The sequence below is a fragment of the Mesorhizobium sp. NZP2234 genome (assembly GCF_013170765.1).
Classification (GTDB): Bacteria; Pseudomonadota; Alphaproteobacteria; order Rhizobiales; family Rhizobiaceae; genus Mesorhizobium; species Mesorhizobium loti_D.
In genome coordinates, this window is sequence record NZ_CP033364.1 from 4,662,551 (window position 1) to 4,677,605 (window position 15,055).

The 15,055-nt window shown below is 62.9% G+C and carries 11 protein-coding genes; 7 read left to right on the forward strand and 4 right to left on the reverse strand.

The features are described from left to right. The first annotated feature begins 42 nt into the window (after positions 1 to 42). Positions 43 to 702 carry an alpha/beta hydrolase gene (locus EB230_RS23110; protein ID WP_172374021.1) on the forward strand — a complete coding sequence of 220 codons (660 nt, stop codon included), beginning with the start codon at positions 43 to 45 and terminating at the stop codon, positions 700 to 702. A gap of 90 nt (positions 703 to 792) precedes the next feature. Here the strand turns inward: EB230_RS23110 and sthA are convergent, their stop codons facing one another. Then, the gene (gene sthA, locus EB230_RS23115; RefSeq protein WP_172374022.1) at positions 793 to 2,178 is read right to left on the reverse strand and encodes a Si-specific NAD(P)(+) transhydrogenase; all 1,386 of its coding nucleotides are present in this window, start codon (positions 2,176 to 2,178) and stop codon (positions 793 to 795) included. A 214-nt stretch (positions 2,179 to 2,392) separates the two neighbouring features. Between sthA and EB230_RS23120 the strand changes: the two genes are divergently transcribed. From EB230_RS23120 to EB230_RS23130, 3 genes are all read left to right on the forward strand, one after another. Beyond that, on the forward strand, positions 2,393 to 2,863 hold the full coding sequence (locus tag EB230_RS23120) for an RDD family protein (protein ID WP_056562574.1): 471 nt from the start codon (positions 2,393 to 2,395) through the stop codon (positions 2,861 to 2,863). A 139-nt stretch (positions 2,864 to 3,002) separates the two neighbouring features. Beyond that, positions 3,003 to 3,767, forward strand: coding sequence for an arginyltransferase (locus EB230_RS23125; RefSeq protein ID WP_010915563.1), 765 nt, complete (start codon positions 3,003 to 3,005; stop codon positions 3,765 to 3,767). Between the two features lie 128 nt (positions 3,768 to 3,895). Beyond that, the gene (locus EB230_RS23130) at positions 3,896 to 4,792 is read left to right on the forward strand and encodes a DMT family transporter (protein WP_056562577.1); all 897 of its coding nucleotides are present in this window, start codon (positions 3,896 to 3,898) and stop codon (positions 4,790 to 4,792) included. A gap of 39 nt (positions 4,793 to 4,831) precedes the next feature. Here EB230_RS23130 and EB230_RS23135 read toward each other — a convergent pair whose 3' ends face one another. Both EB230_RS23135 and parC read right to left on the reverse strand, forming a co-directional pair. Continuing rightward, entirely contained in the window at positions 4,832 to 6,046 is a 1,215-nt protein-coding gene (locus tag EB230_RS23135; RefSeq protein WP_056562580.1) for an AI-2E family transporter, read from the reverse strand. 243 nt (positions 6,047 to 6,289) lie between these two features. Then, the gene (gene parC, locus EB230_RS23140) at positions 6,290 to 8,542 is read right to left on the reverse strand and encodes a DNA topoisomerase IV subunit A (protein WP_172374023.1); all 2,253 of its coding nucleotides are present in this window, start codon (positions 8,540 to 8,542) and stop codon (positions 6,290 to 6,292) included. 338 nt (positions 8,543 to 8,880) lie between these two features. Here parC and EB230_RS23145 point away from each other — a divergent pair, with 338 nt between their 5' ends. Next, on the forward strand, positions 8,881 to 10,071 hold the full coding sequence (locus EB230_RS23145; protein ID WP_056562586.1) for a hypothetical protein: 1,191 nt from the start codon (positions 8,881 to 8,883) through the stop codon (positions 10,069 to 10,071). Between the two features lie 113 nt (positions 10,072 to 10,184). Here EB230_RS23145 and aspS read toward each other — a convergent pair whose 3' ends face one another. Next, a complete protein-coding gene (gene aspS / locus EB230_RS23150; RefSeq protein WP_056565438.1) occupies positions 10,185 to 11,975 on the reverse strand; it encodes an aspartate--tRNA ligase in 1,791 nt (596 codons plus the stop codon). Positions 11,976 to 12,499: 524 nt separating this feature from the next. Here aspS and EB230_RS23155 point away from each other — a divergent pair. Then, positions 12,500 to 13,744, forward strand: coding sequence for an MFS transporter (locus EB230_RS23155; protein WP_172374024.1), 1,245 nt, complete (start codon positions 12,500 to 12,502; stop codon positions 13,742 to 13,744). Positions 13,745 to 13,819: 75 nt separating this feature from the next. Beyond that, positions 13,820 to 14,971, forward strand: coding sequence for a ribonuclease D (gene rnd / locus EB230_RS23160; protein WP_172374025.1), 1,152 nt, complete (start codon positions 13,820 to 13,822; stop codon positions 14,969 to 14,971). Positions 14,972 to 15,055: the final 84 nt, after the last annotated feature.

Below are 15,055 nucleotides of genomic sequence, written 5' to 3' on the forward strand. Positions count from 1 at the left end.
CGGCAAATTGAACGAAGCCTCATATAATCAAGAGGATGCGGGATGACCGGCGACAGCACCGAAAACAGTCCGCTGCTCAAGGATCTGGCCTTTCCCTATCGCCTCCTGGGCGCCGGCGGGAACAGCCGCGAATGCCTTTTCCTGCTGCATGGATCGGGTGTCGACGAGACCACCCTGGTGCCGCTGGCAAGACGCATCGCACCCGACGCAATGCTGATCGCGGCGCGTGGCCGTATCCCCCAGGAGGACGGTTTTCGCTGGTTCGAGCGGATAACCCCGACGCGCTTCGAACAGAAGAGCATCGTGGCCGAAACGGCCGCCTTCGCGGCATTCGCAAGCGAGGCCGCCAAGCGCCATGGGCTTGATCTCAATCACGCGACATTCCTCGGCTATTCGAACGGAGCCAATCTGGTTTCCAGCCTGATGCTGCTCCATCCGGGCATCGTCCGCAGGGCGGTGCTGCTAAGGCCAATGCCTGTACTCGACCATGTGCCCGCGACGGACCTCGTTGGAATACCGACGCTGATTATCGCTGGCGCCGCCGACGAGACCTACGGGCCCTTTGCGCCGGCACTGGTGACGCTGCTCAGCCGGCGCGGCGCCGCGATCGACGCTCGGATCATTCCCTCGGGCCATGAAATCGGCGATCCGGACGCCGCCATTGTCAGGCAATGGCTGGCGGGGTCGGCTGACGTGGCGTAGGCGCACCGGCCCTTCGAATCGACCGCTGTCTCGATCGGGCGCGGCCGCGATCCGCGCCTCCGCACCGGCGAGGAGCGAAGATGCTGAAGCCTAGCGCCCCATCCTGTTCCAGGCGTCGAGCCCGGCGATCTTGTAGGCTTCCGCCAGCGTCGGGTAGTTGAAAGTGTTGTTGACGAAGAAGTCGACCGTACCGCCGAGGTTGATGACCGCCTGGCCGATATGGATGAGCTCGGTGGCGCCCTCGCCGACAATATGGGCGCCGAGCAGTCGCCGCGTCTCGATCGAGAACAACAGTTTCAGGAAGCCGGTGTCGACACCCATAATGTGGCCGCGCGAGGTTTCGCGGAAACGCGCGACACCGACCTCATAGGCGCCGCCGCTCTGGCGCACCTGTTCCTCGGACTGGCCGACGGTCGAGATCTCCGGCACCGCATAGATGCCATAGGGGAAGGTCTCCGGTGGCGGCGGCAGCGTCACGCCGAAAGCGTGGCAGGCGGCCACCCTGCCCTGCTCCATCGAGGTCGAGGCGAGACTTGGAAAGCCGATGACATCGCCGGCGGCGTAGATGTTGGGCACGCTGGTCTGGAACGTCTGTGGATCGACCTTGATGCGGCCTCGGGAGTCGGCCTCGATGCCGACCACGTCGAGGCCCAGGCTGGCGATATTACCGGTGCGACCGGCGGCGTAGAGCACGACCTCGGAGCGGATGGTGCGGCCATCGGCCAGTTCCACCTCGGCTGCCTCGGGCTTGGAGCGGATTTCCTTCACCGCGCTGCCCAGCCTTATCGTCATGCCGCGATCGCGCATCTGGTGGATGAAATCATCGACGATCTCGCGGTCGACGAAATCGAGGATGGAATTGCGCGGCTCGACCAGCGTCACCGGCACATCGAGCGCCGAAAAGATCGTGGCGTATTCGACCCCGATAACGCCACCACCGATGACCGTCAGCGTGCGCGGCAGGCGGTCAAGCTCGAGCATCTCGTCGCTGTCGAAGACACGGGTCTTGTCGAAAGGCACGTCGCGCGGCCTGTGCGGCCTGGTGCCGACCGCGATCAGCGCGTTGGCGAAGCCGACCTCGCTGTAATCGCCATTGTCCGATGTCAGGCTGACCTTGTCGGGGCCGAGAAATTTCACCGCCGCGCGGGCGCTCTTGACGGTGTTGCGCATGAACTGGTGTTGCAGCACCTCGACCTCGTGATCGAGCGTCTTGTGCAGGCGCTCGATCAGGTCGCCGACCGAAATGTCCTGCTTGACCCTGTAGCCGCGTCCATAAAAGCCGCGCTCGCGCCAGCCCGAGAGATTGAGCACCGTTTCGCGCAGCGTTTTCGAGGGGATGGTGCCGGTGTGCACCGAGACGCCGCCGAGACGCCGGCCGCGATCGACCACCAGCACCGATTTGCCGAGTTTGGCCGACTGCACCGCGGCGCGGCGTCCGGAAGGGCCGCTGCCGATGACCAGCATATCGTAGTCCATAGTGCCGTCCCCTCACTTCCGCCCCAGAACGCTTTGTTGCGCCGCAACAAGCTAAAGCCATCCACGCGGCGAATTCAACCGATTCAGATCGCGGAGCACGGCTTTCAGGCTTCGCGTCCCTCGAAGCGCTCGACCTTGATTCCGCCGCAAGCCTTCACCATTTCATCATCGGGCGGCCCGCACCCTATGTCGGGCCTTGTTACGAGGAAATGACATGAACGCGCGCGTTCTCGACGGCGAAATCATCAACACCCGGCTTGACGACGTCAGGGCCTATGAGGGCGTGCGCACAAGGCGCATCCTGGCCTTCGTGCTCGACTACATCATCGTCGCCCTGCTCACCATTCCCTTCGCCATACTGGTGTTTTTCCTCGGGCTTCTGACGCTCGGCGTTGGCTGGATGCTGTTCGGCGTCCTGGTGCCGGCCGTCGCCATCCTCTACATCTGGAACACGCTGGGCAGCGCGGACCAGGCGACCACGGGCATGAAGATGATGGGCATCCGCCTCGACCGCCTCGACGGCAGGCCGATCGACGGCCTGACCGCGGTCGTCCATTCGGTGCTGTTCTGGGCGGGCAATGTCATTCTGTCGCCCCTGGTCCTGCTGGTGACCCTGTTCTCGGACCGCAAGCGCACGCTGCACGACCTTCTGCTCGGCACGGTGGTCAGCCGCACCGGCCGCTGAGGCGCTTTCCGAAAGCGTTACACGCCCTGTCGGCGCAAATGTGAAGGCATCCGCTTGCAGGTGCATTCACAATCCTGTTGAATTTTTCGCTTTCCGCGCCAAAGGTAGAGCGACTCGAAGGAGCGTTTCCAAGACTTAGATGACGCAGCATCCGACCCAGTCGCCACAGTTCTTCCTGACCGCGCCGTCGCCGTGCCCCTATCTCGACGGCCAGTTCGAGCGCAAGGTGTTCACGCATCTGGTCGGCGACAAGGCGTCGGAGATGAACGACCTCCTCACGCAAGGCGGCTTCAGGCGTTCGCAGAACATTGCCTACAGGCCGGCCTGCGAGACGTGCCGCGCCTGTGTTTCCGTGCGCATCCTCGCCCAGGAATTCACCGCCAGCCGCAATATGAAGCGCGTTCTGCAGCATAATTCCGACCTTGTCGGCGCCATGCACAATGCCGAGCCCTCGACCGAACAATATTCGCTGTTCCGCAGCTATCTCGATGCCCGCCACCGGCGCGGCGGCATGTCCGACATGACGGTGCTCGACTACGCCATGATGGTCGAGGACACCCATGTCGACACCAAGGTGATCGAATACCGGCGGCGCGGACCCGACACCTTCATCACCGGCAAGGGCCAGGGTGAGCTTATCGCGGTGGCACTCACCGACAAGATGGCGGACGGCCTGTCGATGGTCTATTCCTACTTCAATCCCGAATTCGAGGAGCGTTCGCTCGGCACGTTCATGATCCTCGACCACATCGCCCGCGCCAGGGCGATGGGCCTGCCCCATGTCTACCTCGGTTACTGGGTCAACGGCTCGCGCAAGATGAATTATAAGATGCGCTTCATGCCGCAGGAGCATCTCGGCCCGAAGGGCTGGGAGCGCTATACCAACGAAGCGGTTTCACGCTGAGTTTTTCCACGATCCGCGCTTAAACAGTTTCAAGGCAGGGGATGCTGGTCTTTCAGCCGGTTGGCTGGAGAGAGTGCACGATTGCACCGGTCGGCCGCCAGCCTGCATTTCATTGCGAAAGTTCCTGCATGACTTCCCACCATAACCACCAGAAGGGTCTTTTGATCACCGCCATCGGCGGACTGACGCTGACTGTCGACATACCGTTGATCCGCCTCGCCGACGGCGGCGCATGGACGATCATGCTGCTTCGCACCGGCACCACATTCGTTGCCGCCATGGTCATCTGGTCGGTCTGGCGGGCTTTGAGCCGTAACGCCCCGCCGCTCATTCCCGGCTGGTCCGGCCTGATCGTCGCGATATGCTACGGGCTGACAGGGATCACTTTCGTCACCGCCGTCTATCACACCTCGACGGCCGATCTCGTCTTCATCCTGGCCTTCAACACCGTGTTCGCAGGGCTATTGTCCTGGATATTCCTGCGGGAGAGGCCACGGCTGGTGACCATCGTGGCGATGCTGATCATGATCCTGGGCGTGCTGGTCATCGTCGGCGGGTCGGTCGGCACCGGCAAACTGTTCGGCGATTTCATGGCGCTGTGCTCGGCTTTCTTCATCGCGGTGGCCATCACCATCTCGCGCGCCAGCGGCAAGGACATGGGCTTCACCTCACTTGTCGGCGTCCTTCTGCCTATGGCCCTGGCAGCCTTCATGGTGTCGGGCGAAGGCTTTCACGTGAACGCGCCATGGTGGATCATCTTCAACGGCGCCGTCGTCATGCCGATCTCGTTCTTCTGTCTTGCCGCCGGGCCGAAATACATTTCCGGGCCGGAAGTGGCGATGTTCTACGTGCTCGAAACGGTGCTGGCGCCGGTCTGGGTGTGGATGATCTTCGCCGAGGCACCGACCCGCAACAGCCTGATCGGCGGCGCGATCCTGATCGTCACGCTGGTCGCCCATTCGCTCTGGCAACTGCATGAGGGGCGCAGGCAACGGGGTGACCTTGCGGTGCACCACCCAGCCTGAGTTGTAGTTGATGGGCCTGGCGCAAGTAGCGTTTCGGGATCAGGCGCTGGCCTTCTTTGCCGCGCCAGGCTCCGGCAAGACCTCGATCTGTGGGCTGGCCTCGATCTCGGCCGCCGAGCCGGCGGCCAACTCGTCGACCAGTTCCACCTCGCGCAGCCACTCGCGCCAGATGGCGACCAGCAGCGCCATCAGCACCGGACCGATGAACAGGCCGAGGAAGCCCATGGTCTTGACGCCGCCGATCAGGCCGAAAAAGGTCGGCAGGAAAGGCAGCTTTATCGGTCCGCCGACAAGCTTCGGGCGCAGCGTCTTGTCGACGATGAACAGTTCGACCGCACCCCACAGGAACAGCGCCAGACCGGCCATGGGCGAGCCGCTGGCCGCGAGGTAGATCGAGACAAGGGTGAAGGACAAGGGTGCGCCGCCGGGGATGAGCGCCATGACGCCGGTCAGGGCACCGAGCGTCACCGGCGACGGCACGCCCGCCAGCCAATAGGCAATGCCCAGCACCAGCCCCTCGCCGATGGCGATGACGGTCATGCCGGTCACGGTCGAGGAGATCGTCGCCGGCACGACGCGCGAAATCCGCTCCCATCTGGTCGGCAGGATGCGCTCGCCAAGGCGGTCGACCTGGCCGGCAAAATGCTCGCCATCGCGATAGGCGAAGAACAGGGCGATCATCATGAACAGCAACGTCAGGAGCAGCCCAAAGGCACTGCCGCCGGCGGCGAGCGCGCCACGATAGATGCTGCCGATATTGGCGCCGCTGACCAACTGGATCAGCTCGCCAATGCCGCCGGGATGTCCGAAATTGGTCGTCCACTGCTCGTTCAGCCAGTCGCCGATGACAGGCATGGTCGCGATCCAGTGCGGCGTGGTGGCACCATGCCGGTTGGTCTCGATCGCCCAGGCGACCCATTCGCGCACCTCGTTGATGGCATAGGTGCCGGCAAGCGCGATCGGTATCACCAGGAAGGCAAGGATGAACAGGATGGCCAAGGTGGCGGCGACGGTGCGGTTGCCGCCGACGCCGGCAAGCAGCCGCTGGTAGAGCGGCCAGCTGGCGAAAGCGATGACAAGCGCGGCCAGCACCGGAAACAGGAAGCCGTGGAAGAAGTAGACGCCCGCGGCGACGATCAGCACCAGCAGCCAGCGCGCCGCCGACAGCGGCGGAATGACAGCCGACCGCAACGGCGTCGACAGGCCGAACAGGCGCTGCTGCCGTTCCGGTTTCTGGATCCTGGATTCCTTCAAACGCCCGTGTCTCCCAAACACCCTTCTCCGTTATGCACTGATATAGTGCAGCAATCGTGACGATACTCCAAATGATGATGGTGACGCCGCCAATCTCCCCCTCGTTGAGGCGATTTCCGCAGGCCAGAGGGGGCCGCGCGGAGCGCTAGCCTCGTCTGTCGCGATAGGGGGTTGCGTCCGGTCGTGCCGATCCCCTCTGTCGCCTTTGGCGACATCTCCCCCTCGAGGGGGGAGATCGCGACGTCAGCCGAATTTGCCGGTCCTCGGGAAACCCTTTGGCACCATACGTCCCGCCGATGCCCGGGCGCCGATCCATTCGGCCAGCTCCTCGCGCGACCTCGTGAAGGTGCGGTCGGCCGAATCCTGCCAGGACAGACCCGTCTCCAATGTGAACGGCTTGAGATCGAGCAGTCCGCCATCCTTGTATTTTTGCAGCCGCACGCCCTTGCCGCGGCCCATTTCCGGAATTTCGGAGAGCGCGAACACCAGCATCTTGCGGTTCTCGCCAACGATGGCGAGATGATCGCCGGTGACCGGCACGCAGCGCTTGGCTTCGTCCGGCGCCTTGACGTTCATCACCTGCTTGCCCTTGCGAGTGTTGGCGACCACGTCCTCCTCCGGCACGATGAAGCCGTTGGCGTCATGCGAGGCCAGCAAGAGCTTGCGCTTGGGGTCGTGGACGAAGGCGGTGACGATGTCCTGGTCATTGTCCATGTCGACGATGATGCGGATCGGCTCGCCATGGCCGCGTCCGCCTGGCAACCGGTCGGCGCCGATGGTGTAGAACTTGCCGCCAGTGGTGAACACTAGCACCTTGTCGGTGGTCTGGGCATGGAAGGCGAGCTTCAGGCTGTCACCTTCCTTGAAGGTGAGTGTCGAAAGGTCGGCCAGATGACCCTTCATGGCCCTGAGCCAACCCTTCTCCGAAACCACCACGGTGACCGGCTCGCGCTCGATCATGGCGTGGGCGATATCGGTCAGGTCGTGCTCGGGCGCATCGGCGAACTGGGTGCGGCGCTTGCCGATTTCCGTCTCCGGGCCGAATTTTTCACGCAGATTGGCGACTTCCCACTTGATCGTCGACCATTGCCTGGCATCGGACGCCAGCAGCGCCTCGATCTGCGTCTTCTCCGCGCTCAGGCCATCGAATTCCTTGCGGATCTCGAATTCTTCCAGCTTGCGCAAGGCGCGCAACCGCATGTTGAGGATGGCTTCAGCCTGGGTGTCGGTGAGTGACCAGCGGGCCATCATCACCTGCTTGGGCTCGTCCTCCTCGCGGATGATCTTTATCACCTCGTCGATGTTGAGATAGGCGATCAGGTAGCCGGCAAGGATTTCCAGCCGCCGTTCGATCTCGCCGAGGCGATGTTTCGAGCGGCGGATCAGCACGTCGCGGCGGTGGTCGAGCCATTCCTGCAGCACGCCCTTCAGAGACAGGACATTGGGCACCTTGCCGCGCGACAGCACATTCATGTTGAGCGGGAAGCGGCTTTCGAGCTCGGTGAGCTTGAACAGCGATTCCATCAGGATGCCCGGATCGACAGAACGGCTCTTGGGCACCAGCACGACGCGGATATCCTCGGCGCTTTCGTCCCTGACGTCCTCGAGCAGCGGCAGTTTGCGCGCCATCAGAAGCTCGGCGATCTTTTCGATCAGCCGCGCTTTCTGCACGCCATAAGGGATTTCGGTGACAACGATGCTCCAGGTGCCCCTGCCCTGGTCTTCCTGGCTCCATTTCGAACGCACGCGAAAACCGCCACGGCCGGTCTCGTAGGCTTCGAGGATGGATGCGCGGCTGTCGACGATGATGCCGCCCGTCGGGAAATCCGGGCCCTGGACGAAATCCATCAACTTCGCCACCGGCGCATCCCGGTGCTCGATCAGATGCAATGCCGCGTCGCAGAGCTCGGCCGCGTTGTGCGGAGGGATCGATGTCGCCATGCCGACCGCGATGCCGGACGAGCCGTTGGCCAGAAGGTTCGGGAAGGCGCCGGGGAGCACCACCGGCTCCTCGTCCTCTTCATTGTAGGTCGGCCGGTAATCGACGGCGTCCTCGGTGATGCCGGCGAGCAATTCGGTCGCCACGTCGGTCATGCGCGCTTCGGTGTAGCGCATGGCGGCGGCGTTATCGCCGTCGATGTTGCCGAAATTACCCTGGCCGTCGACCAGGGGATAGCGCATCGAAAAATCCTGCGCCAACCGCACCAGCGCGTCATAGATCGACTGATCGCCATGCGGGTGGAACTTGCCCATCACCTCGCCGACGATACGCGCGCATTTGGCGAAGCCCTGGTCGGGGTTGAGACGCAGCAGGCGCATGGCGTGCATGATGCGGCGATGGACCGGCTTCAGTCCGTCGCGTACGTCGGGCAGCGCCCGGTGCATGATGGTCGACAGCGCATAGGCAAGATAGCGCTCTTCCAGCGCCTTCTTCAGATCGACCGGTTCGATGTGATCGCCACCGCCATCTTGAGGCGGCAAAAGCCTTTTTCCCATGGGCTGGGACTAGCCGAGCGGGTGATTCGCGGCAAGAGGCGCGCGCCCGGCCGGTCGACTTGCGTGCTTTTCTGCAACAGGAAACCGCAAGGTCGCGCTTGCCGGCCAACATCAATCTGTTACACGCCGCATCTATTGCGAAGCACGATAACGCTCGACGGCCCGACCTTCATGCCAAATTCACCGCGTTCTCCAATGGCGTTCGGATCGGGTTTGCCTTTCACCGCAATTTTTGACCATTGTGCCGGGACATGCCTTTTTCCCGTCCAGTTCGTCACGGAATGGTGATGGCGCGAAGAATTGAAAAACAATTTCAGGACACTCTCAGGGACCTTGCGATGACAATCAAACGCTCAACTCTCCGGAAATTCGCTCTTTCGACCTTCCTGTTCACACTGCCGCTGAACGCGGCCCTTGCCCAGGACGCGGCCGTTGCCGACCGGCTGAAGGCGGCGCTGGCGGCCCAGGGCGTAAACATCTCCTGGACCGGAGTGACCGGTGACAACACCAGCATGGTGCTGCAGGGCGTGTCCATCAAACCGGCGGCGGAAAAGGAAGCCCTGCCGATCGGTGACGTCAAGCTCGAGGGCGTGACCGAGGCCAATGGCGGCTACGACATCGGCACCGTCTCGACCTCCCCCTTCGAACACAGCAAGGATGGGGTCACCCTCAACCTGAGCCCCTTCGTCATCCACGACATGACGGTTCCGGCCGAAGGCGCCACCGGCCCGTTGGGCTCGCTGCTGATGTACAAATCGGCCGAACTCTCCAACATGACGGTCAAGGTCGCCGACAAGACCGCCTTCTCGATGGACGGGCTTGCCATCCAGATCACGCCGCCCGCGGACGGCAAGGCGATGGAATTCACCGGCAATACGGAAAAGTTCACGGCCGATCTGTCGCTGGTCGAGGATCCCAAGTCCAAGGAAGTCATCGACGCGCTCGGCTACCAGAACATCTCCGGCAATCTCGCAATGGCCGGCACCTGGCAGCCCTCGGACGGCAAGATGGAACTGTCGAAATATGACATCTCCGTCGAAAATGCCGGCACGCTCGGCATGACCTTCAATCTCGGCGGCTACACGATGGACTTCATCAAGTCGCTGCAGGAGATGCAGAAGAAGATGGCGGCGCAGCCCGAAGGCGCCGACAATTCGGCGCAAGGCATGGCCATGCTCGGCCTGTTGCAGCAGCTTTCCTTCAACAGCGCCTCGATCCGCTTCGACGACGATTCGCTGACCGGCAAGGTGCTGGAATATGTCGGCAAGCAGCAAGGCATGTCGGCCAAGGACATCGCCAACCAAGCCAAGGCGATCGTGCCGTTCGGCATGGCGCAGCTCAACAATCCCGAACTGACGGCGCAGGTGACGGCAGCGGTCAGCAAATATCTAGACGACCCGAAGAGCCTCGAAATCTCGGCCGAGCCGCCGGCATCGGTGCCGTTCGCGCTGATCATGGCGGGCGCCATGTCCAACCCGCTCGATCTGCCGAAGACGCTCGGCGTGGCCGTCAAGGCCAACGAAGACTGATCGACCATCAGGATCACAAAAAAGCCCGGCAGCGATGCCGGGCTTTTTTGTGGACTATAGAATCCGAAGAGGTAGTTCCGCCCGCTTCTTAAAGCATTGCCCGAAGCTCGCGATCAGGCGTCCTTCTTGGTCGGCGCGACACGCAGGGCCAGTTCGCGAAGCTGCTGCGGCGAGGCTTCCGACGGTGCGTTCATCAACAGATCATACGCTTGCTGGTTCATCGGGAACATGGTGATCTCGCGCAGGTTCTTGGCGCCAACCAGCAACATGACGACGCGGTCGACGCCCGCCGCCATGCCGCCATGCGGCGGCGCGCCGTACTGGAAGGCGCGGTAGAGGCCGCCGAAACGCTCCTCCACCGTGGCGCGGTCCAGCCCGACCGTCTCGAACGCCTTGACCATGGTTTCGGGCAGATGATTGCGGATGCCACCGCTGGCGATCTCGAAGCCATTGCAGACCATGTCGTACTGGAACGCCTTGATGCCGAGCAGATCCTCGCCATCCAGCGCGTCGATGCCGCCCTGCGGCATCGAGAACGGGTTGTGGGCGAAGTCGATCTTCTTTTCCTCCTCGTTCCATTCGAAGAACGGAAAGTCGACGATCCAGCACAATTCGAAGCGCTCGCGGTCGACGAGGTTCAGTTCCTCGCCGGCGCGGGTGCGTGCCGCTCCCGCGAAGGAGACGAACTTCTTCGGGTCGCCGGCGACGAAGAAGGCGGCGTCGCCGTCGGCAAGGCCGAGCTGCTGCCGGATCGCCTCGGTGCGCTCCTCGCCGATGTTCTTGGCGAGCGGGCCGGCGCCTTCGAGCTTGTCACCCTCCTTGCGCCAGAAGATGTAACCCAACCCCGGCTGGCCCTCGCCTTGCGCCCAGGAGTTCATGCGGTCGCAGAAGGCGCGGCTGCCGCCTGTCTTGGCCGGAATGCCCCACACCTCGGCCTTCGCATCGTTGGCCAGGATGTTGGCGAACACCTTGAAGCCGGAATCGCGGAAATGATCGGAGACGGCCTGCATCTCGATCGGGTTGCGCAGGTCCGGCTTGTCGGAGCCGTATTTGCGCATGGCGACATCATAGGGAATGCGCTGGAATTTCTGCGTCACCGGCTTGCCGTTGGCGAAGGCCTCGAAGACGCCGCGCATCACCGGTTCCATGGTCGACAGCACGTCGTCCTGCTCGACGAAGCTCATTTCAAGGTCGAGCTGATAGAATTCGCCAGGCAGACGGTCGGCGCGCGGGTCCTCGTCGCGGAAGCAAGGCGCGATCTGGAAATAGCGGTCGAAGCCCGACACCATGATCAGCTGCTTGTATTGCTGCGGCGCCTGCGGCAGCGCGTAGAAGGTGCCGGGATGGATGCGCGACGGGACGAGGAAGTCGCGGGCGCCTTCAGGCGAGGAGGCGGTGAGGATCGGCGTCGAGAATTCGGTGAAGCCGACATCGTTCATGCGCTTGCGCATCTCGGCGATGATTTTCGTGCGCGCCACGATGTTCCTGTGCAGCGTGTCGCGGCGCAGGTCGAGGAAGCGGTACTTCAGCCTGATGTCCTCGGGATAGTCCGGCTCGCCGAACACCGGCAGCGGCAATTCCTTGGCCGCCGACAGCACCTCGATCTCGCGGGCGAAAATCTCGATCTCGCCGGTCGGCAGGTTGGCGTTGACCGTCTCCGGCAGGCGCGCCTTGACCTCGCCGTCGACGCGGATGACCCATTCGCCGCGCACGGTCTCGGCGACCTTGAAGGCAGGCGAATCGGGATCGGCGACGATCTGGGTCAGGCCGTAGTGGTCACGCAGGTCGATGAAGAGCAGGCCGCCATGATCGCGCACGCGATGCACCCAGCCCGACAGGCGAACGGATGAGCCGACATCGCTCTTTCTCAACTGGGCACAGGTATGGCTGCGGTAACGGTGCATGGTCATTGGTAAAGTCCGGGGTGCTGGGTGGCAGGCCAAAGCATCAAAGCCCGGCCCAAAATTTGCGCGAAAAGCGCATGGGAGGCCGGATTTGTCAAGGCGAGGAGACGTTGAGCCGAATCCAGGTTCGACCGTCAGGGTTTCAAGTCTTTGCCGGCCTCCACGCATTGCCGCCAGACGTCCTTCCTGAGACGACGCCCTTATCAAGCGATCCGGAGACGCCTCGTTCCAAAACACACTCTCCCACGATGCACAGGGCACATAATGGCCGTGAGCTGGAACTGATGCTTCAGGGTGACAAGCCAATGGCCTCGTTCTCGGTCGAACCGGGCATGGACGCCGAAGATGGAAGATAGTGGCGACGCGGGGTTTGAAGCGGATTGAATGAAGGCCCAGTCTGGGCCGATTTCGCCATGCTTCGCAATCGAATGTAGCGGGCGGCTACCGATGCTGGCCTGGAATTGCCGCTGGCATTGATGGAAGCAATGGTTCAAGAAGGGATCACCGATACGTGATCGCCTTTCATGTCCTCCATCCGCCCGCTGATCCCGCTTCTTCTCGCCGCAGGCATCCTGCTTGGCGGCAATGGGCTGCAGAGCACGCTGATCGCGCTGCGCGGCGCGCAGGAGGGGTTTTCCGCTTCCGACATCGGCCTGATGGGCACATTCTATTTCGCCGGCTTCCTGCTCGGCTGCCTGGCCATCACCCGCATCATGAAGGCGGTCGGCCATATCAGGGCGTTTTCGGCGTTGGCCGCGATCGCATCGGTCGGCACACTGCTGCTGGTGCTGGTCCTCGATCCGGTGATGTGGTGCGCGGTGCGCTTTGCCGGCGGCTTCTGTTTCGCCGGTTTGTTCACCATCGTTGAAAGCTGGCTGAATTCCGGCGTCAGCAATCACGACCGCGCACGCGTGCTGGCGATCTACCGGATGGTCGACACCGGTTCCGTAACCGGCGCCCAGTTCCTGATTCCGATCTTCGGCGCCGGCGGCTTCACCATCTTCGCCATCATGTCGATCATGATCACGCTGTCGCTGGTGCCGGTGTCGCTCGGCGACCGCTCCAACCCGACGCCGCCGGAGGAGGTCAAGCTCGACCTGGGGCGCGTCTGGCGCATTTCGCCGCTGGGCTGTTTCGGCTGCATTGCCGTCGGCGTCACCAACAGCGCCTTTCGCACGTTGTCGCCGGTCTATGCCGAGCAGATCGGCATGTCGGTCGCCGATGTCGTCACCTTCGTCAGCGTCGGCATCTTCGGCGGCGCCATCATCCAGTACCCGCTGGGCTACCTGTCCGACCGCTGGGACCGGCGCCGGGTGCTGTTGATAACGACCTGCTGCGCGATGCTTTCGGCATTGGCGCTGGTGTTCATCGCCGGCAGCAATCCGCTGCTCAACTTCGTCATCGTCTTCATCTTCGGCTGTTTCGCCATGCCGCTCTATTCGCTGTCGGCGGCGCATTCCAATGACCGCGCCGACACGGGCGAGTTCGTGCTGATCAATGCGGCGCTGATGCTGTTCTACTCCTTCGGCGCCATCGGCGGCCCTTACGCAGCCTCCACGGCGATGCAGTATTTCGGGCCGAGCGCGCTGTTCGTGTTCAGCGCCATCGTCTATGCGATCTTCATCGCCGTCATCCTCTACCGCATGCAGGCCCGGTCCGGCGTGCCTTTGAGCAAACGCAGCCGATTCACCGCTCTGTTGCGCACCTCCACCATTTTCGCGCGTCTGGCCAGACGGAATGGTGATTCAGACGACCCGGGAGGTTCATGATGGAGGCGCCAAAGCTTGACGAAAGCCTTTCCGGCTGAAATCTAGGAAGACCTTACTCCTGCCAAAAGCGATTTGATGCACGTCATCACCACCCAGAAAGAACTCGAGACCGTTCTCGCCGCTTTCGAAAAGTCGGATTTCGTCACCGTCGACACCGAATTCATCCGCGAAACGACCTTCTGGCCAATCCTGTGCCTGATCCAGATGGCGGCCCCGGGCGTGACGGCGCTGATCGATCCGCTGTCGCCAGACATCGACCTGGCACCCTTCTTCAGGCTGATGGCCAACGAGGCGGTGGTCAAGGTCTTCCATGCCGCCCGGCAGGACATCGAAATCATCGTCCATCTCGGGGATCTGGTGCCGCATCCTGTGTTCGATACACAGATCGCGGCGATGGTCTGCGGCTTTGGCGACAGCGTTTCCTACGACCAGCTCGTGCAGCGCATCACCGGTGCGCGGCTCGACAAATCTTCGCGCTTCACCGACTGGCGCCACCGGCCGCTGTCCGACAAGCAGCTCGATTACGCGCTGGCCGACGTCACCCATCTGATCGAGGTCTACCAGCACCTGAGCGCCGAATTGGCACGGGAAAACCGCGCCCACTGGCTGAACGAAGAAATGGATGTGCTGACCTCGCGCGAGACCTACGATCCGCATCCCGAAGACGCCTGGAAGCGGCTGAAGATGCGGCTGCGCAAGCCGCAGGAACTGGCGATCGTGCAGGCCGTGGCGGCATGGCGCGAGCGCGAGGCCAGGGAACGCGACGTGCCGCGCGGCCGCGTGCTCAAGGACGACGCGATCTACGAGGTGGCGCAGCAGGCGCCGCGTGACGCGGCGGCGCTTGCCAAGCTGCGCACAACACCCAAGGGCTGGGAGCGCTCCTCGACGGCGACGGCCCTGCTTGGGGCGGTCAACGCAGCGCTGGCCTTGCCCAAGGAGCAGATGCCGAAACTGCCGAAGAATTTTCAGCCGCCGGAAGGCTCAAATGCCGCGGCGGAACTGTTGAAAGTACTGCTCAGGATCGTTGCCGAGAAGCAGGGCGTGGCCTCGAAAGTATTGGCATCCAGCGACGACATCGACCGCATCGCGGCCGAGGGCGAGGACGCCGATGTGCCGGCGCTGCAGGGATGGCGGCGTGCCGTGTTCGGCGAACAGGCGCTGAAGCTGGTGCGTGGCGAGATCGGCATCAAGTTCGACAAACGCAAGATCGCGGTGTTCGATTTATAGCGCCTGCCCTCGCCCCGCTCCGCTTTGCGGTGCGACCTTCTTCGCAAGGTGGGAAGGGGCCGCGGGCCACGAAAGCCACCTGCC